Source organism: Verrucomicrobiia bacterium, from assembly GCA_035946615.1.
Classification (GTDB): domain Bacteria; phylum Verrucomicrobiota; class Verrucomicrobiia; order Limisphaerales; family UBA8199; genus DASYZB01.
Genome location: DASYZB010000052.1, coordinates 11,808 through 36,962 on the forward strand (window position 1 = coordinate 11,808; position 25,155 = coordinate 36,962).

A 25,155-nucleotide genomic window follows, 5' to 3' on the forward strand; every position below is an offset into this window, starting at 1 on the left:
TGGGTAATGCAATGGGCTATGGCGGCGCAGGCCGGAATTGAAATGACAGGCGCGCGCCGTTCATCGCGCGCAGGTCCCAGCCGGTGTGGCGGCATTCGAGTGTCACTGCGCCCGCAAACCGCGTGTAGATGACCGTGGCTTTTCTCCGCCCCAACCGCTCCCGGAGTGTCGTGCTGGCGCGTTCGGAGGCGGGGAATTCAGAGTCGGCGACAATGATGACCTTGGGGCGGACTGTGTCGAGGAATGATTCGCTCAATGCTTCCGTGCCAGAAGGCAATCCGGCTACCAAGATGTCGGCGCGCAAATCCGGTGTTCTTTCGACGAGGGCGTCCTGGCCGGCGCGGCCAAGGTCCGAGAGCAGCAGAACGCGCGTGCCATGGAAAGAGCCGTCCAGAACCAGCGCGTTATCGTCGGCCTGGGGGAAATGGTCGTCGCCGCGCGGGTGCAGGACGGTCCACGAGCCAGCCAAATCATTTCGAGTCAGGGTCCGCACCATCCGGGGGTTTTCACTGAAAGCGGCGATGGTCCGCCGGTACACCGCCGACCGGAACCGGATGGGGCTGGCAAAGATGGTTTGGACCCGGAAGAGCTCGGCGAGCAATTGGGCGCCGCCGATGTGGCGGATGTCGCCATGAGTCAAGGCGAGAGCAGGCAGGCGGTTGACACCGCAGGCGCGAAGGAACGGTTTCATTGTGAACTGGACGGAATTCGTGGTGCCGCAGTCGATGAGCAACGGCTCGGTCTGATTTTGGCCTCGGGCAAAGACGGTGAAACCACCGTTGACTGGAAGAATGCTGAGCGTGTCGCAGCGGCGAGCAATTTGCCAATGCCAAATGGTGGCGCCCGCCAGGAACGCCAGGGCCGCCAGAAACCAATAACGGCGTTTAGCCGCCAGCCACCAGCCCCCCAGGGCGCCGGACAGGGCGAGATAGTAGAGGGTCAAGCCCGGCCATGAGAATGCAGGCACATAGAGATAAGCGCTGGGCAGCGCTGTGGACCAGTTGCTCATCCAGATCATCGAGGACATCCAGAACCAGGCGCTGTGGTTGAATAATTGGCTCGCCCAGGGGAACCACGGGGCGCAAAGCAGGCTGCCCATGTTGCAGGCCAGGGCGCAACTGCTCAGCGGGACGATGACCAGGTTGGCCAGAAGGGTAACCGGGCTGAACAAGTGAAAATAATTAGCTGTCAAGGGAAGGGACCCCAACCAGGCGGCCACGGAAACGGCCAGTGATGTGGTGAGCCAACGCAGAGATTTGTGTGCCCCGCGTTTCCAGCCAGGGACCAGTTGCTCGGGCAGCAGCGGGTCGTGCCTGAGCCAGCGGTCGCGGACGCGCTCGATGGGTGGCGCCAGCAAGCCAAGGGACAACACCACGAAAAAGGAAAGCTGGAAACTCGCGCCAAAGAGCTGATGCGGGTCCCAAACAAGAATAATAAAAGCGGCGGCTGCCAGTGAGTTGATGAGGTCCGTCGGGCGGGACAGTGCCCAGCCGCCGATGATGAGCGTCATCATAATGACCGAGCGGATAGCCGAGGGCTGCCATCCGGTTGCCCCGGTATAAAACCAAATGAGCGGAATCACGAGCCAGCCGCACCAGAACCGCGGGACCCGCAGCGCGCGCAAGAGGCTGACCAGGAGCCCTGCTATCAGGGCAATGTGCAGGCCGCTGATAGCAAAAATGTGCATGGTTCCCGAGCGCATGAAGGGCTCGTAAAAGTCATTGGGCATCCCGGTCCAACCGAGGGTCATGGCCCAAAGCAGGTGAAGGGCCTCATCTTCCTGGGGCAAGTCGCGGGCCAGGGTCCGTCGCGCCCAGGCGATGAACCGATCACTCAAGGGTGGGATGCGGCCACTCGAGAGCAGGCGCCAATCGTCCGCCGAATCCGTTTTGAGTTGGTAATAAATGCCTTTATGCCTCAGGTAGGCGCGGTAATCGAAAAGACCTTCGGCGACCGGGCCAGGCGGCGGAGCGAGCACACCGGCCACCTCAACCCTTTGGCTGGCGAAAAAACCAGCCGGCAACTCACCTGGAGTCACGACCAGGATTTCTCCACTGGCCGGTTGCCAGCCCTTGCGGAGAGGACAACATTCAGAAACCTGGATGCGGGCCAATGAACGGGAGGAAACCTTTTCGTCTTGAACATAAATGCGTTCGGTGGGTGTGGCACAAAGGGCGCCGCGGATAGAGACGATTGCCGGCTGGTCGCCTTGGCTTAGGCGTAGATCGATGGGCGAAACGATTGCACTGCGGCAAACGAGGTTGGTCAACCCTATCCAGAAAAGCAGCGGCCAAAGCAACCAGGGCCGGGCAGCTCGCCACAGCAGGGCACATATCAACAACGCAAGACTCGCCCCTAGCAAAACAATTAATGGCGGGCGCGCATACTCGCCTGAAATCAAACCCGCACCATAGACGAGTGAGATGACGGCGAGCGGACGTTTCAAAAATGGGCGGACGCCAGATTCGCCAACGCGTGGGGAAACCGTCTCTGGCCGGGCGGGACATGAGGCGGGGGCCTCGCTGCTGGCATCGGTTCCCATAAAAGGCGCCCTTCTGACAAAGGCAGGCCAGCCTCGGAAGGCTCAACGGGAAAGTCAAGCGATTCTAATCCTTCGCAACCTCCAACAGCACCTTGCCCATAGGACCCTCGGCCAGACGCGCAAAGGCCCTCTGGATTTGCTCGAAAGGAAACACACTATCGACCAGCGGGCGGGCTCCCGTCCGGGCCAGCAAGCGCAGGACCTCATGCCAGGCCGCGCGACTCTCGGCATTGGTGTAAGCGCCCACCGCCACACCGCCCAAGCGCAACCGCCTGAAAAAAAGTGTAGCGGTATTAAAGTTGGGCACTGGCCCCGCCAGCCGCCCCACCAGGCTGACCTTGCCCAAATCTCCCAAAGTATCAATGACCTCCGGCAAAAGCTTTCCCCCGATATTATCGATGGCCAAGTCAACCCGGCGTGGACGGAATCCCTCTTCGAGCGCCGCGCGCCATCGCGAATCGGCCGGATTAAAAACCGCGCGCGCGCCGAGTTGTTCGAGCCGCCGCCCCTTTTCGGCGCTGCGTGATAGGGCGATGACCTCATAACCCATCGCCACTGCAAGCTGCACGGCTGCCACACCCACCCCACCAGAGGCCCCCGTTACCAACACAACTGATTTAGCTGGAAACGGACCCCACATCGTCAGCGCCTGATAAGCCGTTAAATAAACCAGCGTCGCTCCGGCGCTTTCCTGCTCGGTCCATTCGGAAGGGGCCTCCACGAGATTCTCCACCGGCACAGCCACCCGTTGAGCAAACGTCCCAGGCCGTGTCACTCCCACTTCGCCGCGCAAAATGGCCCGGCGATCACCGGGACCAAGGCCGCTGACCTGGTTGCCTAATTGCCTGACCACGCCCAACCCGTCGCGGCCGAGAATATGCGGCAGAAGCGGCTGGGCCGGATATTGCCGCTCGGCCAGGTAGCGGTCGGCAGGGTTTAACGCGGCGTAACGAAGCTCGAGCACGACCTCGTGTGGTTGGGCCACGGGTTGGGGCACGTCGGCCAGACGCAACGAATCGGTTCCGGCAAACTTATCCAACAACCAAGCGCGCATAAGAAGGCAAGCATGCTCTAGTAGGGACCGCCGGTTCCTGGGACGACCCCCGGATTCATGGGCGTAAAGGGGATCTCTTCAACCGGGCCTTTGCGCCTGAGGTTGCGCTTTCGCGCGACCAATTCGTCGGCCAAGGCTTCGGGGCTGCTATATTGGGTAAAACCATCCGGGGGCAAAAACAGGTCGGCTCCGGGCATCTCGATGCGCGCTTTGGAAAGAGTGAGCAGGATCGAGACCGAATTGGTCACGCCGCTGATGCGCAGGGCCACCCCGTTCAGGTCCGTGGCGCGCCAGGCCTGGAACCCAGCCGTGGCGCCGTCGCTCATCTGCACCACGTCCTGCTCGACCGCGCAGGAATGGCCAGAGACCGTTTGGGGTGAGACTTGCTCGGGATGCGCAATGACATTGGTCACTTGCGTGCCCAATGAGGCGGGAGCGTACCCTTGAAGCGCCTCACTCACTACGTAGCCCTTGCCCTGCGCCACGTCCCAGATGAACAACAGCCCCCCTGTGCCGCCGCGTTTGCCAGTCGGTTCATTCGGGTCCGGGGCAAACAAAAGCTTGGAACCACGGCATAAGAGCTGCCCCGTCCTGGCCCCTGGCCGAGCGGACAGTGAATCTGCTTGCGTCTCGATGACAGCGCTATACCCGCTTGCATTGGTCAGCAGCGCCCCCGCCGGCCCGGTAAGGAAGGGCGGTGGTTGAATGGAAATAATCCCAATATAGCCTGGATTGCTGACCTCCGTTTCAGACGAATGCGAGCAGCCGCTGACCAATGCCACGAGTGCCGTCAAAAGCAAAAGCAGCGCAGTTTTCACTTTCTCCATGCTCTTTTGCGGCCATTCCGGTCCACTACAGGGGGGTCTCATCGCTCGTTTCATGTATCGCGTACACGATTGAAACGTGGAAGCAATCAATTGTAAACCAAAACCGTTCATCGCTGTTCATCGCGCGGCGATTCTTGCAGGGCCATTGACCAGCCAGTAGGGCAGGCGTCCTCGCCGGCGGGTTAAACGGGCGTCTCGCCCGGTCTTCGAGGGTCTTGGCCAAGGACACTGCGGCTTTTAGCCCTCAGCGCTATGAATTCTTCTAACCACCGCTGAGGTGAGCCGAGGTGGCATGCGCCTGGACAGAAACGATGTAATCCGGTTCAGGAGGCCAGGGATAACGACGCGCTGGCCGCGCATTAATCCCCGATAACCGATTTCGGCAACTGTCGCGGGGTCCATGGCGGCCCAACCGGTGTGCAGATTCATATGAGCTCGGGCTAAAAACTCGGTTCGGGTCAAGCCCGGGCAAAGAGCGGTCACCGTGATGCCGGCGCCGTCCAGTTCGTCAGCCAATGCATAGGAGAACGAATAAACAAAGGCCTTGCTGGCATAATAGACATTCACCATCGGTCCGGGTTGGAAGGCGGCGGTCGAAGCGAGGTTGAGGATTCGCCCACTGCGGCGTTGGAGCATGGGCTCGAGGAAGAGCCGGGTCAGTTGAACCAGGGCAACCATGTTGACCTGCATCATATCCGTCTGGAGGGTAAGATCGCTCTGAGCAAACGGGCCGTAGCTTCCAAAGCCTGCATTGTTGACCAGCACATCGACGGGCGTGTCGCGGAGTTGGTCGAAAATCTGTTGAGCGGCATCGGGCTGGCTGAGGTCCTGTGAGAGCACGCGGACATCCATGTCATGGCGGGGGCGCAACTCGGCGGCGAGTTGATTCAAGCGCTCGAGATTGCGCGCCGTCAGGACGAGGCTGAAACCCTCACGCGCAAAGACCTGCGCGAGTTCGCGCCCGATTCCAGCGGACGCTCCCGTGATCAGCGCGCATTGTTTTGTTTGATTCATTGTCGGATGGAGTCCTTGCGCATCGCCCAAAATCTGGACCGACCCCAGCCAATTGCAAGAGTCCAAGCGAGCCGGTTGCAAGAACCCGGTCCCGGCTCTTGCAATAATCGGGCGGCTGTTCAAAATTTGCTCCGATGAAAGAGACCACTCCAGCCAGGCGCTCGATTTTCTGGGTGAGCCACTGGTGGGCGGGGTTGCTGCTGGTAACGGTCTGCTGGCCGCTTAACTGGGTCTTGCCCGGCATGCGCACCGCGTATCTGTTCTTCCCGCTTTGGCTTGGGTATATCCTCATGGTCGATGCGATGGTCTTGAGCCGCACTGGCGGCTCGCTTTGGACGCGCTCACATCGGGATTTTGTTCTCCTGTTTGTGGCGTCGGCCCCAGTTTGGTGGATTTTTGAACTCATCAACCAGCGAACCGGCAACTGGAAATACCGCGGCAGCGAAGCGTTTACAGATGTCGAATATTTCGCGCTGTGCACGATATGTTTTTCCACGGTAATGCCGGCGGTGTTTGAAACGGCGGAATTGGCGCGGACATACCGCTGGGTTGAACGGTTTGCCGCTGGACCGGTGGTGCCTCAGCGGGCCGGACTCAACCTGGGACTGTTCCTGTGCGGGGCGGTGATGTTGGGTTTAACCCTGGTTTGGCCGCGTTATTGTTATCCCTTTGTATGGTCGTCGCTGGCGCTGATTCTCGAACCGCTGAATTGCTGGCTGGGCCGCCCGCATCTGCTGCAAGGGCTCCAGCAGGGAGACTGGCGGCCCGTGGTGGCCCTCTCGGCGGGGGCGCTGATTTGCGGATTCTTTTGGGAGATGTGGAATTATTATTCCTGTCCGAAATGGACTTATTACACGCCGGGCGCTCAGTTTCTGCACATATTCGAGATGCCGCTGCTGGGCTATGGCGGCTACCTCCCATTTGCCTTGGAACTGTACTTATTGAAAGGATTTCTGTGGTCGAGCGGTCCGCGGTTGCGCCTGTGAGCGCTCTGAAAAGTGGTGAAATCGGCTTGGGCTCTGCTAGCCTGCGGCCACATGGCTTTCAATGCCTTTGCTGAATTCCTGAGCCGCCTCGAAACGGCGGGCGAGTTGAAGCGCATCGCCCAGCCCATCGCCACAGAGCTGGAAATCACCCAACTGGCAGATGGCGAGATGAAGAAACCGGGCGGCGGCCAGGCGCTTCTGTTCGAAAAACCAACGGTCAATGGGCAGGTTTCTCCCTTTCCACTGGCCATCAACACGCTGGGGTCGGCCAAGCGAATGGCCATGAGCCTGGGGGTTGAATCGATCGAGCAGGTGGCCAACGAGCTGGGGTCGTTGCTCAAGGCCAAACCACCCACTGGATTTCGTGAAGCGCTTAAATTGTTGGGCACAGCTTTTGAACTGCGGCATGCAAAACCCAAACTCGCGCGCAGTGGCTCCTGCAAAGAAGTGGTTCGAAAATTCGATGCGCCGCCGCAACGGCTGGAGCCCTGGCCCACGGCCCCGGCGTTGCGGCCACACGACGGTCTAAGCTCCGGGCCTCTTGCGGAGCGGAAAAATTGCCAGACTGCCCTGCCCACCCTGCTCAACCTGCCGATTCAAAAGTGCTGGCCTTTGGACGGAGGCCGCTTCATCACTCTGCCTTGCGTGGTGACCCGCGACCCGGATTCGGGCGAGCGCAACGTGGGGATGTACCGCATGCAGGTCTATGATGAACGCACCACGGGCATGCACTGGCAGTTGCAAAAGGTCGGCGCCCGGCATGGGCGGCGTTATTACCAGACCGGCGCCCGCATGCCGGTATCGGTATTCCTGGGCGGCGATCCGGTCTTCACCTTCTGCGCCACCGCGCCGCTGCCGGATGGATTGGATGAGTTCCTCCTGGCCGGGTATCTGCGCAAACAAGCCGTCGAGTTGGTCAAATGTGAGACCAACGACCTGGAAGTGCCCGCCAATGCCGACATCGTCATCGAGGGTTACGTCGATCCCAAAGAGCCGTCGCGCGAAGAAGGGCCCTTTGGCGACCACACAGGCTATTACAGTTTAGCTGAGCCTTACCCTGTATTCCACATCACCGCCGTCACGCATCGGAAGGAAGCTGTCTATCCTGCCACCATTGTGGGCATGCCGCCGATGGAGGATTTCTATATCGGCAGCGCCTCGGTGGCCCTTTTTTTGCCTGTATTCAAAATGAACTTCCCGGAGCTGGTGGATTTGGCGTTGCCGGCTGAGGGTGTGTTTCACAACCTGGTTTTCGTCAGCATCCGCAAGACGTACCCAATGCAGGCTTATAAGATCATGCATGGCCTTTGGGGCATGGGCCAGATGATGTTCACCAAATACATCATCGTGGTGGACGCGGACGTGGATGTTCACAACACCAGCGAGGTCCTGTTCCGGCTCTGCGCCAATACCGATCCCCAGCGCGACACCATCTTCACCAAAGGGCCGGCCGACGTGCTCGACCACGCCACGACGCACCTGGCGGTGGGCGCCAAGATGGGGATCGACGCCACCCATAAATTGCCAGGGGAGGGTCATCACAGGGGCTGGCCTCCGCTGATCAAAATGGCTGAGGAAGTGCGCAGGAAGTTCGCAGGTTAGAGCGCGGGGGTTTAGTGCCCATGGAAGAAATGGTATTTAAAAAGTTTCGCAAGTTCATAATGGGTTCTTGAACCGCTCGGCGAGAGTGCTAGACTGGCCATCTGTGTTTGAAACATTTGGCGGTTTATTTGGTCGGAAGCCCGCGCCAAAAGGCGGGCTGCTAATGCGCAAAGAAGCCGGAGCGGCATCGCCTCTGCGGCAGGAAACCCAGGAGCGGCGGCTGACTTTTTCCAAGGTCTTTCGCTGGCGCCTGCCCAATGGGCAGACTCATGACCCTGCCTGTGTCGAGGTCGTTGGCTCGTTCACTCATTGGCAGAAGGTGCCGCTGGCGCGGGATGGCGTTCTGGATGCCTGGCACGTGACGCTCCACCACATTCAGGGCAACCGGACGCATCATTACATGCTCCTGGTTGATGGCCATCCCACCTACGACAAAACTTGCGATGGCCTGGCCGTGCCGCATGGCCCCGACGAGGAACGCTACCAGGTAAGGACTGATAAAGGGCCGCGCGTTATGATGCTCTTTGCCCAGACCAAGTAATCTATTCCTCACCCTTCACCGATTCGATCAAGCGCCGCGCCTGGGCCTGTAACTGCTCATCGACATAAGGCCGGCACAGCAATTCCAAGGTCTGCCGCGCGGCTGCAGGCTGACGTTGAAATAATTCCGCCTGCGCCAGCGCCAGCAGGTAAGCCGGGTTCTCCGGTTCGAGTTGAATCGCGCGTTCGAGATGTTTCTCGGCTGCCCCGAGGTCTTCCCCTTGCAACATTTGAACAAAACCCAGCAAGTGATGCGCTGGGCCAAAATTGGGCATCAAAGCCAGAGACTTCTCCAACTCAGCCTCAATCTCGGACGCCCGTTCTTTTTCGAGGCGCCCGTAGGTGTCCGGCGCCTTGGCAGTGAGGCGGAACTTCTCGCGGGCATAAGCAAAATGTGCCAGGTAACTTTGCGAACCGAGCCGGATGGCCTGCTCAAGATAACGCATTGCCTCGGCGTGTTGGCCGCGCTCGGCAGCCAGCAGGCCAAGCCCCTCAACCCCAAGCGGGCCAGCCGGCGCCAGCCTTTCCGCATGTTGAAAATAGGCCTCAGCCTCCTCGAATCGGCCCACACGCAACAGTTCGTCCCCGAGACGAAAACAGGTCTCAACGGGTGAAAGGCGTCGCATCGCCAGCGGCTGGGGGGCGAGCAAATCGGCGTGAACGGCTAATGTGAGCGGCTCGAAACTGGCGCGGTCCAGGTAATCCCGTAGCGCCTTCTCCATCACCGGCAAGGGACTCCCCAGAGCGTTCACAAATGCGGCCTTCGGCGCCTCCCCGGCCGCGAGCAGGCGTGTCAGGGCGCCGAAACGCGTTCGGTGCGCCCCCTTGTCGCCGATCATCAAGTAATGCGTCAATAACCACGATTCGGCATAAAACATCCCTTGCTTCTCCCGCTCGTTGTATTCTGGCGAATCATGGTTCACCGCGAATAGCTTTTCGAGGGACATCAGGGGCTGCCTTTCCAAAAGACGCAAATAAAGCTCGGGTGGCTTGCCAATCCGGGCCCTATGCGGCCCCGCCACCTCGAACGTCGAATAAATGTCAGCCATCCCCTCCTTGAGCCATAAAGGCCAGACTTGCTCATTGCGGCGGAACAGCAAGTGCGCAAATTCGTGAAAGATGGTTTGGAGCGAACCCTCGGCGGTGTCGGCCAGCGACAATACAATGAGATTCTCGTCACTGCCCCGGCTAAAGAACCCAGCCAGATTGGCCGGTTGCCCATGGTAAAGTTGCAAAAAGGGCTTTAGCGATGCGTGGTCCGGGAAGGCCAGCACGATGATGGGCGGGGAGGCAACCGCCTGCGTCCCGGCCAGGGTAGCATAGGTTTCCCGGAACTGCTCCAGGCGTCCGGCCAGCTTGGCCACTTCCTGAGTTGGGCCGCAACTATAGGTGTGAAAATAAATCGTGCGCGCCTCAAACCAGCCGTGCTCCAGGAGCGTAAAATCGTCTCCAGCCGCTGCGAACGCGGTCGTAGCGCACGTGGAAAGCAGCAACGTCAAAACCTGGAAGAGGCGCGCAAGCATGCGGCTGGGCTGGAAACTAAAAGGCCGGGCTTTTCACCCGGCCTCAAAGCACATCACGACAACGAGAACAGCACTAAATCATCGCCCGATGCGGCGCCGCAGACATGCGCCTATCAGCCACACACGGCCTGATTACTGCGTTTTTGCATCGTCCACACGCCCATACCATACCCCAGCCCCTGTCCCCTGCCAGTCACCAGTTCTGGGGACAACTGTCTCAATTGGACCTGTCCGCGATAACGCGGATAACCGGTTGCCGCCCTCCGTATCTCCGCGCCTCCGAGGTTCAACATTCTTCATGCCTTACAAGTGCCAAAGCTTTCCAGCAAAACACCCCATGGCTTTGGACCACGTTGCGATTGAGCTTGTGTCCAGGAGCTGTTGGCAAAACCGCCAGCGAGCTACCGACAATTATGATGCTGTTCATTCCAATGTTTGGGGCCATCGGTTTTTCCATCCTTTATTTACTGCTGGGCGGCGGCCTTGGCGGAGCCATTCTGATTTTTATCGTGGCCAAGATGCTGGGGAAATAGCCCCGATTTAGCGGCGGCGCCAGGTTCCGACACACTATTTGATTGAAGAAGCTCGCCCGCGGGTTTACAGGTTTGTTGTGAAGGCAATAATTCAGTTGCGCGGAAGGAGATTCTAATCATTGAACGTGAATCGGTCTTCTCTGAGGCCAAATTGCACGATCTCGCGCGCTGACCTTCTCAAAGCTGCATGGCACTTGAGCTGATTGGGCCTCACCCCTTTGAGCGCGATGAAGCGGGCCGGCAGGCCACCCGCATCGGCACTCTGTTCCCGCAGTTCGCCGCACTCTATACCAAGCCGCCTGCAGTTCATGCCTGGCAACGCGCCAACTTTATCGATCTTCTCAATACCCGGCGGGCGGCTCAGGCCAACGCCCCGCTGACACCCGAAGAGGAACAGGACTTGTCGGTGAACTCGGTGGACCTGGTTTTCGAGGCGGACCATATCCTAATCCGGCCCGATCCGGACCGGATGGAGCTGGCGCTGGCGGCAGATGACTTCTTGCAAGGCCTGGTCTCTAAACGCCAGGTCAAATTCCTTTCCGTGTCCGACTCGCGCGTGCGCGAAGCGATTAAGAGGCGCGGCGAATGCTGGCGGCTCAGCTCGCTGCCCAAAACCCTCGAGGCAAAAGAGCGATTGTTGATGGCTTCAAAGGTCGGCATTGATGGGCTACCCATTTATTATTACAACCGGCTGACTGGCACCCGCTGGTTGACCTGCCAGGAATTTGATGGCCTTCAGCGGCTGGATACCCCGGAACTGGCGCGCCATTTGCAGGAAATCGCCAATTACTCGCTGAGACGTAACCGCTTTGACCGGCCTGAGTTGGATTTTTTTGCCGCTGATTCCAAGCGGTTCGGCGCCGGCCAATTCGCCGGCCCCATTTTCGCACAACTCAGCCCAGAACAGTTGCGCGCCAAATTCGAGGAGTTGAAGGGGCTGTTCCGTTTGGCTGTCGATGAAGAGTTACGCAAAGACGATTGCCAGAACAAGACCTGGTCCAGGCGCATGCTCTCGACCTTATTCCTCGACGGCAACGAGGCGGAAACCGAACAAGCCCTTGCCGGATTAAGCCCGGAATTCTTTCTTCAGATCGAATGGCTTGCCGGGGGCCGTTTTGAAGAGGGGGAATTCCTGCTGGATTCGGTGTTCGATGAGGCAGCGGCGCACCCCGAGCAACCCGATTTGCGCCGGCTCTGCGACCCGAGGGCCAAGGCGATCATTTTCAATCTAGTCCGCGAGTACGGCGATTTGGAATACATCAACCTGGGTTGTGTCCCCGAATCCCTCTCCCTGGACCGCCCGCAAAAGGAGGGCCGTCGCGCCGTGTTTATGGTAGAGTTTCGCGCCACAAGCGAGCCGGAGCCCCTCAAGCGGTTCCTGCGTCTGCAAAAGTGGGGTGTTTGGGAACATTTGGACGAAGGCAAACCGCTCCTGCAATCCATCCAGGAGAGCGCCGAATATACGGATTATTGGCTGGACCGCCGGCTGGGTTGCCGCCAATTGGGCATGAACATGTGCCGGCGGCTTTTCATGCGCCAGTTAAGCGAGACTTACCAGGGCGACAATGCCACTCATCGCGGCCAGGCCATTCGCACCACTTATTTTGAACGGGAGTACCTGCCTGGAATCGCAACGGACAAATTGCCCCTCGACCGTTACTCGCGCCCAGGCTATGCCGCGAAACTGGCTTCCCTGCTGGGCCGCGCGGCGGCTGCAAGCCTCATCGTCGGGCGCTCCTTCCACAGCGCCCGATGCGCCTTTGATGATGGGGATGAAGTCGTCCGCGAAGACGACGATGGATTGCCCAGTGAAATCCTTGTCGGCGACCACAGCGGCGCTTTCACCGAATATCTCGTGCCGCTCGAGGCCTTTGCTGCGGATTATGCCCGGCCAGTGAATACCCGGGCGGCTATTGTTTCGAATCCGGCGGAGTTCGCTGAACTCTATCTCTCCGCCCTGCGCGAGCAGTTCCTTCACGTCCAGGGCGATTACCGCAAACGCCGCCGCGCCTTCGATAATATGTTCAAGGGGTCCAAATACGATCCCGCCGGCAGCTTCGCCTTCCGATGGGAATGTGTCCTCAAGCGGCTCGATCAAACCGACGCCCATGCGCTCCTGGGGGCAATTCGCGGGTTCATGGACGTGCTCAAAGCACCGGCTCAGCCGATCAAAAAAACCGAGCCGCTGGAACTTGCCCAGGCCGGTCAATAGGTCAGCCCGAATCCGAATGGGAATTGCGGCGGCTCGCTGTCGGGACGATTCATCGTATCGCAGAGCTGCGCGTTGGTTCTCGGCCAGGTGCGAGGCAGTTTGCCGGTTGGTTTGTAAGCGCCAAATAGCACGTCTGACACACCCTCGCCTTCCGTTCCGGGTAACCATGCGGCAACCAGAGCGTCGCTGGCATCCAATGCCTCCCCAAGGACCAGCGGACGCCCGGAGAGCAGAACCGTGACCACCGGGGCGCCGGTCTTCTTTGCAACCTGGACCAGAGCGAGGTCCTCGGGCGTGAGCCGCAGGTCCGTCCGGTCCCCCTTCATCTCGGCGTAGGGTTGCTCGCCCAGAACCACCAGCACCGCATCGGCTCCCGCAATGCCGCTGCCGTCCGCCGACCAGGTAATTTCGGTATGGCGCCCGGCTGCTTTTCGAATAGCGGCCAGCAAGGTCGTGCCGCCGTGCGTCACCTCGCCGGGCTTGCCTTGCCAGCTAATGGTCCATCCGCCGCATTGCATCCCCAAATCATCCGCCGCTCTGCCAATCACGGCCAGGTGTTTGAGCTTTCTCGAAAAAGGCAGCGCATGGTTTTCATTCTTCAGCAGGACCAGCGATTGGCGCGCGCATTCCCTCGCTACTTTGCGGTGCGCCTTCGAGCCGACTGCAGCAACCAGCTTTGGGTCCGAATAAGGATGCTCAAAAAGGCCCATCTTTATCTTAGCCCGCAGTATCCGGCGCGCGGCGTCATCGATGCGCGCTTGCGTCACGCGCCCCTCTCCGACCAGTTGGGTGAGCAGGTCGATAAACTCGACATAATTATTTTTCTGTCCTGGCCCGTTCGGAATCATGACCATATCCAAACCGGCGTTGACGGAGCGCTCGATATCGTTTTTATAATCGCTTGAGAGTTGGTCGATTGCGGCCCAGTCGCTGACCAGGAAGCCTTGGAAACCTAGTTCGCCTTTTAGCACATCGGTGAGCAAGCGTTTGTTTCCGTGCATCTTCTCCCCATTCCAACTGCTATAGGAAACCATGATGGAGCCGGCGCCTGCCTGGATGGCCGCCACGTAGGGCGCAAGGTACAGTTTGCGCAAAGTCGCCTCATCGCACACGGTGTTGCCTTGATCGATCCCGTTTTGTGTCCCGCCATCACCGAGGAAATGTTTCGCGCAGGCCAGGACGGTCCCGCCGTTAGGCAGCGGGCTTTGGATGCCTTTAACGGCCGCAGCGCCCAACTCGGAGACCAGTTGCGGCGACTCGCTGAAACTCTCGTAAGTGCGCCCCCACGACTCGCATTGCGCCACCGCCACGCACGGCGCAAATGCCCAGTGAATTCCAGTTCCAGCGATTTCCAGGGCCGTTATCCGCTCCGCTTTTTCCACCAGCCCCGCGTTATGGGTCGCCCCCAGACCGATGTTCTGTGGAAAGATAACCGCCCCATCCACATTGTTGTGGCCGTGCACGGCGTCAATGCCATAAACGAGCGGGATTTTCAGCCGCGACTTCAACGCCCAGGTTTGGTACCCCTCGCAGGCTTTCAACCAACCCGCCGCTGTGATGTCCGGCGGGTCCGAATCACCGCCGCTGAGCATCGAGCCGATGCCGTATCGCGCGAGGTCCGCCTTGTCTTTCAGGGCGTTCATATCGACCTGCGTCATCTGGCCGATCTTTTCGACCAGCGTCATTTGCGAAAGCAGTTCTTCGACGCGCCGCTCCATTTCGCCAGGCTCTTTGGCCGCCAGCGAGCCGGACAAGAGGCAGCAAAAAATGAGCGGAACTATCCGACAATTCAAAGCGGGGACAATTAAGGTGCGCATGTGGTCTTCTGAATTTGAGTTTAGCAAATCCGATTGCAGAGAACGAGCCAACACGGGTTCTGATACAGAATACGGCATTGAATGTAAAGACAGCTTACAAAAATGTAATGCATTTTGTGGAAACAAAACACCTCCCGGATGTGTCTGTGTTGTTATATGCAAATCGAGGAAAGAAACCGTCTGCGGCGGCTGGAAGCGGGGCAACTGTGGAAGCTTGAGCACGGCTTTCTGTATATTGTCGAACTGGGGGAGCGGCTCATTCATTACAAGATGTTGCGCAATCCGAACCAAAAGGCAGCGCTGACCCAACTCATCGGCATCGAGGCATTGCTGAATTACCTGCGCCATAACGAAGCGGAATTGGTGCTGTGAATAGGCCGCATCCTTGGTCGTTCTCGTTTTCGTCCTCGTAAGTCCTCAAATAACAGCCGCCAGAGAACGCAAAGCGAAAGCTTAAGTCTTTGCGTTCTGTGCGTTCCTTTGCGGCTAATCGTTCTTTTTTCTCCTGATTGACATTGGCGGGGAAAATCCTTAGAACCGCTTTAGCTCGAATCTCATCGAATTATGCAAAGCGCCGAACTCCACCTGATTGACTACGCCATCCTGCTGATTTATGTCGCGTTCGTCGTTGGGATCGGGTTCACACTGCGGCGCTATTTGAAGAGTTCCTCGGATTTCCTCACATCGGGCCGGTCGATTCCCGCCTGGGTGACCGGGTTGGCCTTCATTTCAGCCAATCTGGGCGCGCTCGAATTGGTGGGCATGGCCGCCAGCGGCGCCAAATACGGCATCGCCACCTGCCATTTCTACTGGGTGGGCGCCATCCCGGCGATGATATTCCTTGCGATTTTCATGATGCCTTTCTATTACGGGTCCAAGGCGCGCTCGGTGCCCGAGTACCTCAAAATGCGGTTCGATGAGCGGGTGCGGGCTTTGAATTCGATTGCCTTTGCGGTGATGACGGTGTTTGCCTCGGGCATCTCCATGAACGCACTGGCCAAGCTGCTCAACCAGCTTCTGGGTTGGAACTACCACATGGCCCTGTGGATCTGTTCTGCGGTGGTGCTGGTCTATGTCCTTAAGGGCGGTCTGACCTCAGCCATTTACACTGAGGTGCTTCAGTTCTTTATGATCGTGCTGGGCTTTGCGCCGGTGGTCTTTCTGGGCCTGAAAGACCTTGGCGGATGGGGCGCGATGAACCATTCCTTGCAAACGGTCGCCCAGGACCCGGCTGCTTTCAACTTGGGCACCAAGGCCTATGCTGCGGACGCCTGGACCAGCGCCTGGAAACCGTTGCTCGGCGGGTCGAAGGCAAATCCAATGGGCGTCGATGTCTTTGCGATGGTGTTTGGTCTCGGGTTCGTTCTTTCCTTCGGCTATTGGTGCACCAATTTCCTCGTGGTCCAGCGCGCGATGGCCGCTCGAAACATGGGAGCCGCCCGGCGCACACCGCTGATAGCGGCGGTGCCCAAAATGCTTTTCCCGATGCTGGTGATTGTGCCAGGGATGATCGCCGTGGCACTGACCTCGATGCCCAACAAGAACTATCGCATCCCACCGCCCATCATTAGTTCGCAGGTCTATGACCAGGCCGTCGCAGCCGTCAAATCGTCTGCCAACCAGCCGGCTCCGGCGGGTGTGGCAGCGGTCACGAGCGCCATGGGCCGCAAAATGAGCGGAGAAAGGGTCGCGACCCTCATCAAAGACGCCCCCCAACTGTCCGATGCCCAGATCAAAGAGGGCCTTTACAATTCCGTCGCTGAATATGATTACGACGGAGTTATTTTGTCGTTGGTAAAAAAATATTGTCCGAACGGGCTCCTTGGGTTGGCGCTGACGGCCCTGCTGGCCTCTTTCATGTCGGGCATGGCTGGCAACGTGACGGCCTTCAACACCGTCTGGACCTATGATTTGTACCAGGCCTACATGGCCCCCAACAAAAGCGACCGGCACTACTTCCGCATGGGCCAGTTCATCACGGTGGTGGGCATCCTGTTCAGCATTGCCTGCGCCTACTTTGCCAGGCAGTACAACAACGCGATGGACATCATTCAGCTTGTGTTCGGATTCGTCAATGCGCCGCTCTTTGCAACCTTCCTGCTCGGCATGTTCTGGGCGCGCACCACCGGGACAGGCGCCTTCCTTGGGCTCTTCGGCGGCATTGGCGCCTCGGCCCTTTTCCACTCCCTGACTATTGCCGCCGGAAACGCCCCAGGAGTCAAAGGGGGGTATTTGGCCGTGCTGAAGGTTTTCCACAGCGAAATGGCCCAGAACTTCTGGCTGGCCAGCTTCGCATTCATTGTTTGTTTCACTCTCACGTTCACTATCTCTCTGGCTACGCGCCGCGCCAAATCGGATGAAGAACTCAAAGGACTGGTTTATTCCCTCACACCCAAGCTGCGCGATGATGAGAAGGCCTGGTACCTGCGTCCGGCAACCCTCGGGATGGCGCTGTTGGCCGGGTGCCTTGTCTTGAACCTGGTTTTCCGTTAACAAAGAAAGAAACTGATTATGGGTCTGGATATTCGTTGGCCTATCGGCCTCATGTTCTCGCTGGTTGGGCTGATGCTCACGCTCTATGGCATCTTCACTTCCTCCGATGCGGAGCTGTATAAAAGGTCGCTCGGCCTGAACCTGAACCTCTATTGGGGATTGGTGCTGCTGGTTTTCGGCGGTTGGATGCTGATGATGGCTTGGCGCGGCAGCCGCAAGCCACCGCAGCCTGAGCCGGAAACAGAGTCATCTGACCCGAAGGAAATCGCCTCCCGCCGCTAAAAACCGTTAAAACCGCCATGGCCCTCCCAGGAAGTGCGGTTGAACAGCCCTTTTAGGGATGAAAGCTAATGTCCAAATATCCAGTTTCGGCAAACTGCCCGATTCCACGCCGGTTGAACTGTTCACGTTGACGAACGCCAACGGCCTCATCGCGCGCATCACCAATTATGGCGCCATCATCACTGAGTTGCACGTGCCGGACCGCGCCGGCACTCTGGGCGACATCGTCCTCGGGTTTGACAATCTTGGGCAATATCTGCAGAAACACCCTTATTTCGGCTGCACGGTGGGGCGGGTCGCCAACCGGATTGCCAAGGGCCGATTCACCCTGGATGGCAAGACTTATCAATTGGCCATCAACAACGGGCCGAATCATCTTCATGGGGGCATCAAAGGCTTCGATAAAGCGCTCTGGAAAGCTGAACCGCGACCGGGCACTTCGGTGCAATTTACCTACACCAGCCCTGACGGCGAGGAGGGCTATCCTGGCCGGATCGAAACCACCGTGCTGATGACGTTAACGGATCAAAATGAGCTGCGCATCGATTATACCGCCGTCAGCGATAAGGCCACTCCGCTGAATCTCACCAACCATTCGTACTTCAATCTCGCAGGCCAAGGTGATGTGCTTGGACACGAACTGATGATCGCTGCCAGCCAGTACACCCCGAGCGATAGCACCCTTATCCCAACCGGCGAAATCAAACCGATCAAAGGCGCGCCGCTGGATTTCACTTCCCCAAAAACCATTGGCGCGCGCATTTCCCAAATGCGCGGCGAGGAATTTGGTTACGACCATAATTATGTGCTCGATAGCGGTGGCCAGGCGCTGGCGCTGGCGGCCCGTGTGTACGAGCCGGCGAGTGGCCGGGTGCTCGAAGTCCATACGACCCAGCCCGGCGTTCAGCTTTACACGGCCAATTACCTGGATGGCACGCTCCGTGGCAAAAGCGGTATTGTTTATCAACAGCACCATGCCTTTTGCCTCGAAACGCAGCACTTCCCCGATTCCGTGAACCACGCAAATTTCCCATCGACCATCCTGCGGCCAGGGCAAACCTACCGGCAAACCACAGTCCACAAGTTCGCAGTCCGGTGAACCTGGGCAGGCTACAGCGATTCTTTTATGACCCTAAAGGACCTTGGAAGTGAAGTGGCGGACCGCTTCGCCAAAACCTATGGCCGCCCGCCGCTTTGGATTGCTGCGGCGCCCGGGCGCGTGAATGTCATCGGCGAACACACGGACTATAATGACGGCTTCGTCCTCCCGATGGCCATCGATCGATACACGGTCATAGCAGCCGCGCCTGGCGGGCGCGGTGGCAGCGTCATCGAACTCCGCTCGACTGCCGAAGAGGAGGTCGCCCGCATCGATACTGCCAAAGCGCTTCGGCCCGGCGCCAAGGGCGCGTGGTTTAATTACCCGTTGGGCGTGATCGCCAGGTTCATCGGGCGTGGCATCACTCCGCCAGGGTTCGATGCGTTGATTCACTCGACTGTTCCGCTGGGCGGCGGCTTATCCAGCAGCGCGGCGCTGGAAGTCTCGACGGCGACCCTGCTGGAAGCCATCACCGGCAAGACACTCGATCCTGTCGAAAAGGCCTTGCTCTGCCAAAAAGCGGAGCATGAATACGCCGGCATGCCTTGCGGCATAATGGACCAGTTCATCTCTGTCATGGGACGCAAAGACCACCTCCTTCTGCTCGATTGCCGCTCACGGGAAACCGTTTTGGTCCCCATGAGCGACCTCGCCGTCGAGTTGCTCATCACCAACACCAATGTGAAACACGAGCTGACCGGAGGCGAATATGCCAAACGCCGCGCGCAGTGCGAACAAGCGGCGAAGATACTTGGTGTGGCCTCGCTCCGCGACGCCGATGCCGGGCAACTTGAAGGCGCCCGCAACAAAATGGAGCCGGTGGTCTATCGCCGTGCCCGGCACGTTATCGGGGAAATCGAACGCACAACCCATGCCGCCGAGGGCGTGCGGGCAGCCAATTGGCCCACAGTCGGTCAACTGATGTATGCCAGCCATGCCTCTTTGAGAGATGATTACGAGGTGAGCTGTTCTGAACTGGATACCATCGTCGAGATAGCCCAAGCCATCGGCCTCCAAGGCGGCGTTTATGGCTGCCGGATGACCGGCGGCGGCTTCGGCGGTTGCACCGTCGCTCTGGTGCAAGCGGACAAAGTGCCTGCTATTTCCGATCGGGTGGCCGCTGAATACGAAACGCGGACGCGAATTAAACCAACTCTTTTCGTGTCGCGCCCCGCCGCCGGCGCCAGCGTACTGTAGTTCACTCTCGGTGGGCCGAGTCTCCGCAAGGCCCTGATAAGCCGGTTGCGAAGGAAAGCCGCCTGACGAATGGGGGGCCTCAGGATAGCCTGTTTGGATACTCCCAAGGCCTGAGCCGCCCGTTCTGCCGATAAGCTGCCGCTACGCCCTTGCCGCCGGCTTGCCTTTGGCGGCATCGAGGATTCCCGTGACGATGTTGTTCGGCACCGGCTCGAAGCGGAACGGCTCCATGGAATAGGCCGCGCGGCCCTTGGATAGCGAGCGAATCGCCGTGGCATAACCGAACATTTCCGCCAGGGGCACTTCGGCGCTGAGCACCGTCGAGCTATCCTTGGCCTCGATATTGACAATCTTGCCCCGCCGCCGGTTGATGTCACCCAGCAGGTCGCCTTGGTACTCGTCGGGGGTGGTAACCTCCACCTTCATAATCGGCTCGAGCAGGATCGGATGGGCCTTCTTCGCGGCGTCTTTGAGGGCGAAAATGCCGGCCATCTTGAAGGCCAGTTCGCTCGAATCCACCTCGTGGAAGGTGCCATCGACAACCTCGACCTTCACATCCACAACGGGGTAACCGGCCAGCACGCCCCCGGCGATTGCCTCTTCCACCCCGTCAATAACCGCCGGGATGTATTCCTTGGGAATCGCGCCCCCAACAATTTTATTCTCGATTTCAACCCCTTTGCCGCGCTCGTTTGGCGCCAGGGTGACCATCGCATGGCCATATTGTCCGCGCCCGCCGGATTGGCGGATGAATTTGCCTTCGCCTTCGGCGGCTTTGGTCACCGTTTCCCGGTAGGCGATCTGCGGCGCGCCCGCATTGGCCGCCACCTTGAACTCGCGGAACAAGCGGTCGCGGATAATCTCCAGGTGCAACTCGCCCATGCCGGCGATAATGAGCTGGCCGGTCTCCTCGTTGGTAAAGCAGCGGAAGGTGGGGTCTTCCTCGGCGAGCCGTTGCAGGCCCTCGCTCATCTTTTCGCGATCAGCCTTGGTCTTGGGCTCGACCGCCATCGAGATGACCGGTTCCGGGAACGTAGGCGGTTCGAGCATGATCTCGAAATCCTCGTCGCACAGGGTATCGCCGGTTGTAATATTGCGAATGCCCACCAACGCCGCGATATCCCCCGCAAAGGTGGTCTCGACATCAATTCGCTTGTCGGCCTGAATCATCAACACGCGGCTGACGCGCTCCCGTTTGCGTGTGCGTGGGTTGTAAATGACATCGCCTTTCTTGAGATGCCCGCTATAGACACGGAAGAAAACCAGCTTGCCAACATACGGGTCAGTCCAGAGTTTAAAGGCCAGCGAGCAAAACTTGCCGTTATCATTCGAGGGCACTTCAACCGGCTGATTCGAGTCAGGGGCTACGCCTGCCGCAGGGGGCACGTCCAGCGGAGATGGCAGGTAATCGATGACAGCATCAACCAACGGCTGGACGCCGCGCTTCTTGAAAGCCGAGCCGCAAAGCACCGGGATCATGTCAATCCGGCACGTCAGCCGGCGGATGGCCGGCTTGAGTTCCTGGGGCGTTATCGATTTATTCTCGATGACTAACTCCGCAATATGATCGTCCTTGTTCGAAACGGCGTCGATCAACTCCGCCAGCGCCGCCTGGGCCGTATCCTTCAGATCAGCCGGAATATCGGTGATTTGGTACTTCAACCCAACCTCGTCGCTTTCGTCATAGACGATGGCCTTTTGGTTCACCACATCGATGACGCCGCGAAAATTCTCCTCTTTCCCGATCGGCAGGAAAATCGGGTACGCATAGGCCCCGAGTTTCTTGCGCATGTCGCTCAGGGCGTTCTCGAAGTTCGCCCCGGTCCGGTCCATTTTGTTCACGAACGCGATTCGGGGGACCTTGTACTTGGTGGCCTGGCGCCAAACAGTCTCGGATTGGGGTTGCACGCCGGCAACGCCGCAAAACACGGCCACCGCCCCGTCCAGAACGCGCATCGAACGCTCGACTTCAGCGGTGAAATCGACGTGGCCCGGAGTGTCAATGATATTAACCCGGTGCGGGACCCCTTGAAACGACTTATAAGTCCCGTCCTCTTTCTGGGTCCAGTAACAAGTCGTCGCCGCCGAGGTGATGGTAATGCCCCGCTCGCGTTCCTGCTCCATCCAGTCGGTCACCGTATTGCCGTCATCCACATCGCCCATCTTATGGATGAGCCCGGTGTAAAAGAGGATGCGCTCGGTGGTGGTCGTTTTGCCCGCATCAATATGGGCCGCAATCCCAATGTTGCGCGTGCGCTCCATCGGGTAAGGCCGGTTGGGCGAATTGGGCGAAACGGCTTGCGCCGGTTTGGTCTTTTCTGCGACTGCTTCCATCTAAAGTCTCCGATTCTATATTGTGGCTTCGTTTGGGAATAAAAACGCCCCGAGAACTTTCGGCCATCGGGGCGTACTGCAATTAAAGTATCCTACCAACGGAAATGTGCAAACGCCTTGTTAGCCTGGGCCATTTTATGCACCTCGTCGCGTTTGCGAATGGCATTGCCCTGCCCTTGGTACGCATCCAGGATTTCCGAGGCCAGGGCCTCTTTCATCGGAATGCCTTTGCGGTTATCGGCAAAATCCACCAGCCAGCGCAAGGCAAGCGCGAATTGACGGTCGGCCGGCACTTCCAGCGGCACCTGGTATGTGGCCCCGCCCACCCGGCGCGCCTTCACCTCCAGACGCGGTTTGGCGTTGTCCACCGCGCGCTGCAAAATATCCAGCGGGTTGGTCGCCGGGTTCTTCGTGGCTATCTGATCGAACGCGCCATAAACGATGCGTTGGGCAACGGTCTTTTTGCCCTGGCCCATCACCGTGTTCACCAGGCGCGACACCAAGGTGCTGTTGAACTTTGCGTCTTTGATGATTGGCCGTTTGGTTGCTTGGCGACGACGTGACATGGTTTGCCTTACAAAGGTTGGTTAAGAATAAAACCGTTAAGCCGCTGGCGCGGCCGCCGCAGGCGCTGCCGCAGCCGCTGGTTTGGCCCCCGGTTTGGGGCGTTTGACACCGTACTTCGACCGGCTGACGCGGCGCTTTTCCACCCCCGCAGCGTCCAGTGTCCCACGGACAATATGATAGCGCACCCCGGGCAAATCCTTGACCCTTCCGCCTCGGACCAAAACAATCGAGTGCTCCTGCAGGTTGTGGCCTTCATCCGGGATATAAGCAATCACCTCGTGCCCGTTGGTCAACCGCACCTTGGCCACCTTGCGCATCGCCGAATTGGGCTTCTTCGGCGTCCGCGTCATCACCTGGATGCAAACGCCCCGCCGAAAAGGCGAGTTGTGCAACGCCGGCGATTTGGATTTGCGCTTCAGCTTGCTTCGCCCTTGACGGACCAATTGATTAATTGTCGGCATGTGTAATAAAAATTCGCGCCCGCCTTGCCACCAAAGAGGCAAACGGAACGCGGAATATAGCAAATGCATCTCCGGCTGCAACAACTATTTCCACGTCCTTTGCGCATCGCGCAACGACTTAAATTAGAACAGGTTGAATCACTGTGCGCAAGGCGCAGGCGCCCTTCGCCGCCGCCCAGCGGTGAGCAGGCCCAATGACAAGGTCAGTTCCAGGTCAGTTCCAAACCTTTGTGGGAGACTGTGTAGGAGACGACGTAAGGAGTCTCTGATCAAGATTGGCGGCTGGCTTTCCGTGTCCCTTCGTCGCAGCGAACGGCCACCTCCGCCCCACCCCAAACAACCCCCGGCAAACAGCCCCGTTCGATGTTCGACGTTCGAAGCTGAACGTTCGATGTTCAACCGTGAAAACTCCCACCCACATTACCCCACCTCCGGCCCAGTCCCGCGCGCCAGCGTCGTGGACTGCGGCAGTCCTCTGCCGCTTTCGCCCCAAAACCCAACCCGATCCAGCCCGCACTCCCACATTAATGAACCCCGCCGACACCACGCCCCTGCACCGCCCCTGGCGAGACCGCCCTCAGCGCATTCGTAGCGGCCAAGCGCACCCAGTAATCCGGGTCACCCAACATAGCGGCGAGAGCGGGCGCCGCAGAGCCCGCCTCTGGCCCAAAGAATTGCAAAGAAGTGACGGCCAAGCTGCGCATCCTTGGATCGCTGCTGCTCAAACAGTTTGTCAGGGCGGGCACGGCAACAGCCGCGTCCAAATGAAGCTCCCCCAGGGCCATGGCGGCTGTCGTAGCCAAACGCGAATCCTTTCCGCTCAGCGCCTCAACGAGCAACGGCACGGCCTGTTCGGCGTTGGTCCCAATCCCTCGCATCCCTCCAATACAAGTAGCAACCGTCGAGCGGTTTGTGGCTTTGGGGTCGCTGAGAACGCCCATGAGCGCAGCAAATCCATCCTTACCTATATACGCCAAAGCCACCCGCCGCGCGCCTATCCCCCAGCCTCATTCGTCTTTCCAATTCATGAACCGCCCCGCGTGCCTCCGGTCCAAGTATTTCGAAGCTCTCTGCCGCCAACTCCGCGCGCACCCCCCCTGGTTCCGGAGAGAAAATGCTGGACCCTGCGGTTTTCCATCGACTGCCCCGCATGTCTGTACCCAAACCGAATCAAGTCCCACCGCCAGCGCGGCATAGCATAGTCGATCCACCGAAGCAGGAGCGGAATCGCATTGGTCCCGATACACCTTACCGCCCCAGAGCTCCGCGCCCAGTCCTCCTCAGCCCTTTTGGCCTCCTCCTCGGTCAAGACGGTGCTGCGAGCCCTGTCACAAATCGCCAGCCACTCGCTCAGCTTCTTCCCCTGGCATTCCGGCTCCCTCTCCCCAGGCCACGTGACTGCGAGGATGATCCCCGCCGCCACGCATGCTACCGCGATCAGAAATGTCCGCCGTCCCGGTCTCACGCGCTCATTATCTCAAAAACATAGGCTAAATAGAATCCCAAATCCGCGTTCCCCACCACTGTTGTTCATCAATGACCAACTCGCCGTCCGCTTCATCGAAGAAATCGACTTCGACTACTGCGCCGTGGACGCCACCGCCGCCCTCCTCACCGCCGGCGCATAACGGACTAACCCAAGGTATTCAACACCAGCGCCGGGGCGGGGACGGCCCGTCCCCGCCCCTCCTCAAATCTGAAAACACAGCGTAAGCCCCTCTCAACCCCAAAGCCTCCAATATGCTCCCCCCAAAACCCACCATTGCCCGAACCCCGGCGGCCGATGGTCTCCAAATGCCCCCCAGCAATCCCCAACCCATCCCACCTGACCTCATTGCGCATTGGACTGGCATGGTTCAAAATACGAATGGATGGTTCATTGAATAATCGTTAAACCACCTGACTGCCGTGTGGAAAAAGCGAACGTCGGTAGAACTTATTGAGATACGACGCGAACGAAAGCGCAACCGTATTAAGGGGAGCATACTCGTCGCCGGCCTTTTCACTTTGGGGACTTCTATCATTTTCGGAGGGATGGACCCAGCAAACCAAGGCCGAGTCTTCGTGCCTGC

The 25,155-nt window shown here is 59.0% G+C and carries 20 protein-coding genes; 9 read left to right on the forward strand and 11 right to left on the reverse strand.

All coding sequences use genetic code 11. The features are described 5' to 3' along the window. Positions 1–16: 16 nt before the first annotated feature. The 4 genes from VG146_08465 to VG146_08480 all read right to left on the reverse strand — a co-directional run bounded on the left by VG146_08465 (position 17) and on the right by VG146_08480 (position 5,437). A complete protein-coding gene (locus VG146_08465; GenBank protein ID HEV2392382.1) occupies positions 17–2,446 on the reverse strand; it encodes a ComEC/Rec2 family competence protein in 2,430 nt (809 codons plus the stop codon). 160 nt (positions 2,447–2,606) lie between these two features. After that, positions 2,607–3,596: a zinc-binding alcohol dehydrogenase family protein gene (locus VG146_08470; GenBank protein ID HEV2392383.1), complete on the reverse strand. Its 990-nt coding sequence runs from the start codon at positions 3,594–3,596 to the stop codon at positions 2,607–2,609. Between the two features lie 17 nt (positions 3,597–3,613). Continuing rightward, on the reverse strand, positions 3,614–4,414 hold the full coding sequence (locus tag VG146_08475; protein ID HEV2392384.1) for a hypothetical protein: 801 nt from the start codon (positions 4,412–4,414) through the stop codon (positions 3,614–3,616). Positions 4,415–4,660: 246 nt separating this feature from the next. Beyond that, positions 4,661–5,437, reverse strand: a complete 777-nt coding sequence (locus VG146_08480) for an SDR family oxidoreductase (protein ID HEV2392385.1) — start codon at positions 5,435–5,437, stop codon at positions 4,661–4,663. Between the two features lie 134 nt (positions 5,438–5,571). Between VG146_08480 and VG146_08485 the strand changes: the two genes are divergently transcribed. From VG146_08485 to VG146_08495, 3 genes are all read left to right on the forward strand, one after another. Then, on the forward strand, positions 5,572–6,423 hold the full coding sequence (locus VG146_08485; GenBank protein ID HEV2392386.1) for a hypothetical protein: 852 nt from the start codon (positions 5,572–5,574) through the stop codon (positions 6,421–6,423). A 51-nt stretch (positions 6,424–6,474) separates the two neighbouring features. Further along, positions 6,475–8,025, forward strand: coding sequence for a UbiD family decarboxylase (locus tag VG146_08490; GenBank protein ID HEV2392387.1), 1,551 nt, complete (start codon positions 6,475–6,477; stop codon positions 8,023–8,025). Between the two features lie 163 nt (positions 8,026–8,188). Then, on the forward strand, positions 8,189–8,566 hold the full coding sequence (locus VG146_08495) for a glycogen-binding domain-containing protein (GenBank protein HEV2392388.1): 378 nt from the start codon (positions 8,189–8,191) through the stop codon (positions 8,564–8,566). 1 nt (position 8,567) lies between these two features. On the opposite strand, the gene VG146_08500 is transcribed toward VG146_08495, so the two are convergent. After that, complete coding sequence (locus VG146_08500) at positions 8,568–10,088, reverse strand: tetratricopeptide repeat protein (GenBank protein HEV2392389.1); 1,521 nt, start codon at positions 10,086–10,088, stop codon at positions 8,568–8,570. Between the two features lie 720 nt (positions 10,089–10,808). Between VG146_08500 and VG146_08505 the strand changes: the two genes are divergently transcribed. Next, complete coding sequence (locus VG146_08505) at positions 10,809–12,833, forward strand: hypothetical protein (GenBank protein HEV2392390.1); 2,025 nt, start codon at positions 10,809–10,811, stop codon at positions 12,831–12,833. Here VG146_08505 and VG146_08510 read toward each other — a convergent pair. Further along, positions 12,827–14,650 carry a glycoside hydrolase family 3 N-terminal domain-containing protein gene (locus VG146_08510; GenBank protein HEV2392391.1) on the reverse strand — a complete coding sequence of 608 codons (1,824 nt, stop codon included), beginning with the start codon at positions 14,648–14,650 and terminating at the stop codon, positions 12,827–12,829. The two genes, VG146_08505 and VG146_08510, sit on opposite strands and share 7 nt — an antisense overlap. A 156-nt stretch (positions 14,651–14,806) precedes the next feature. Here VG146_08510 and VG146_08515 point away from each other — a divergent pair, with 156 nt between their 5' ends. From VG146_08515 to galK, 5 genes are all read left to right on the forward strand, one after another. Next, complete coding sequence (locus VG146_08515) at positions 14,807–15,022, forward strand: hypothetical protein (GenBank protein ID HEV2392392.1); 216 nt, start codon at positions 14,807–14,809, stop codon at positions 15,020–15,022. A gap of 192 nt (positions 15,023–15,214) precedes the next feature. Then, a complete protein-coding gene (locus VG146_08520; protein HEV2392393.1) occupies positions 15,215–17,143 on the forward strand; it encodes a sodium:solute symporter family protein in 1,929 nt (642 codons plus the stop codon). 18 nt (positions 17,144–17,161) lie between these two features. Further along, a complete protein-coding gene (locus VG146_08525) occupies positions 17,162–17,425 on the forward strand; it encodes a hypothetical protein (GenBank protein ID HEV2392394.1) in 264 nt (87 codons plus the stop codon). A gap of 58 nt (positions 17,426–17,483) precedes the next feature. Then, entirely contained in the window at positions 17,484–18,524 is a 1,041-nt protein-coding gene (locus VG146_08530) for an aldose epimerase family protein (GenBank protein ID HEV2392395.1), read from the forward strand. Between the two features lie 27 nt (positions 18,525–18,551). Beyond that, positions 18,552–19,721, forward strand: a complete 1,170-nt coding sequence (gene galK / locus VG146_08535; protein ID HEV2392396.1) for a galactokinase — start codon at positions 18,552–18,554, stop codon at positions 19,719–19,721. 141 nt (positions 19,722–19,862) lie between these two features. Here the strand turns inward: galK and fusA are convergent, their stop codons facing one another. From fusA to VG146_08560, 5 genes are all read right to left on the reverse strand, one after another. Beyond that, the gene (gene fusA, locus VG146_08540; GenBank protein HEV2392397.1) at positions 19,863–22,055 is read right to left on the reverse strand and encodes an elongation factor G; all 2,193 of its coding nucleotides are present in this window, start codon (positions 22,053–22,055) and stop codon (positions 19,863–19,865) included. 92 nt (positions 22,056–22,147) lie between these two features. Continuing rightward, complete coding sequence (gene rpsG, locus VG146_08545; GenBank protein ID HEV2392398.1) at positions 22,148–22,621, reverse strand: 30S ribosomal protein S7; 474 nt, start codon at positions 22,619–22,621, stop codon at positions 22,148–22,150. Positions 22,622–22,657: 36 nt separating this feature from the next. Beyond that, a complete protein-coding gene (gene rpsL, locus VG146_08550) occupies positions 22,658–23,083 on the reverse strand; it encodes a 30S ribosomal protein S12 (protein HEV2392399.1) in 426 nt (141 codons plus the stop codon). 524 nt (positions 23,084–23,607) lie between these two features. Further along, positions 23,608–24,024 (reverse strand): HEAT repeat domain-containing protein, encoded by a 417-nt coding sequence (locus VG146_08555; protein HEV2392400.1) that lies wholly within the window; start codon positions 24,022–24,024, stop codon positions 23,608–23,610. Positions 24,025–24,973: 949 nt separating this feature from the next. After that, positions 24,974–25,155 (reverse strand): hypothetical protein (locus VG146_08560; protein HEV2392401.1); only part of this gene is annotated, 182 nt, incomplete at its 5' end.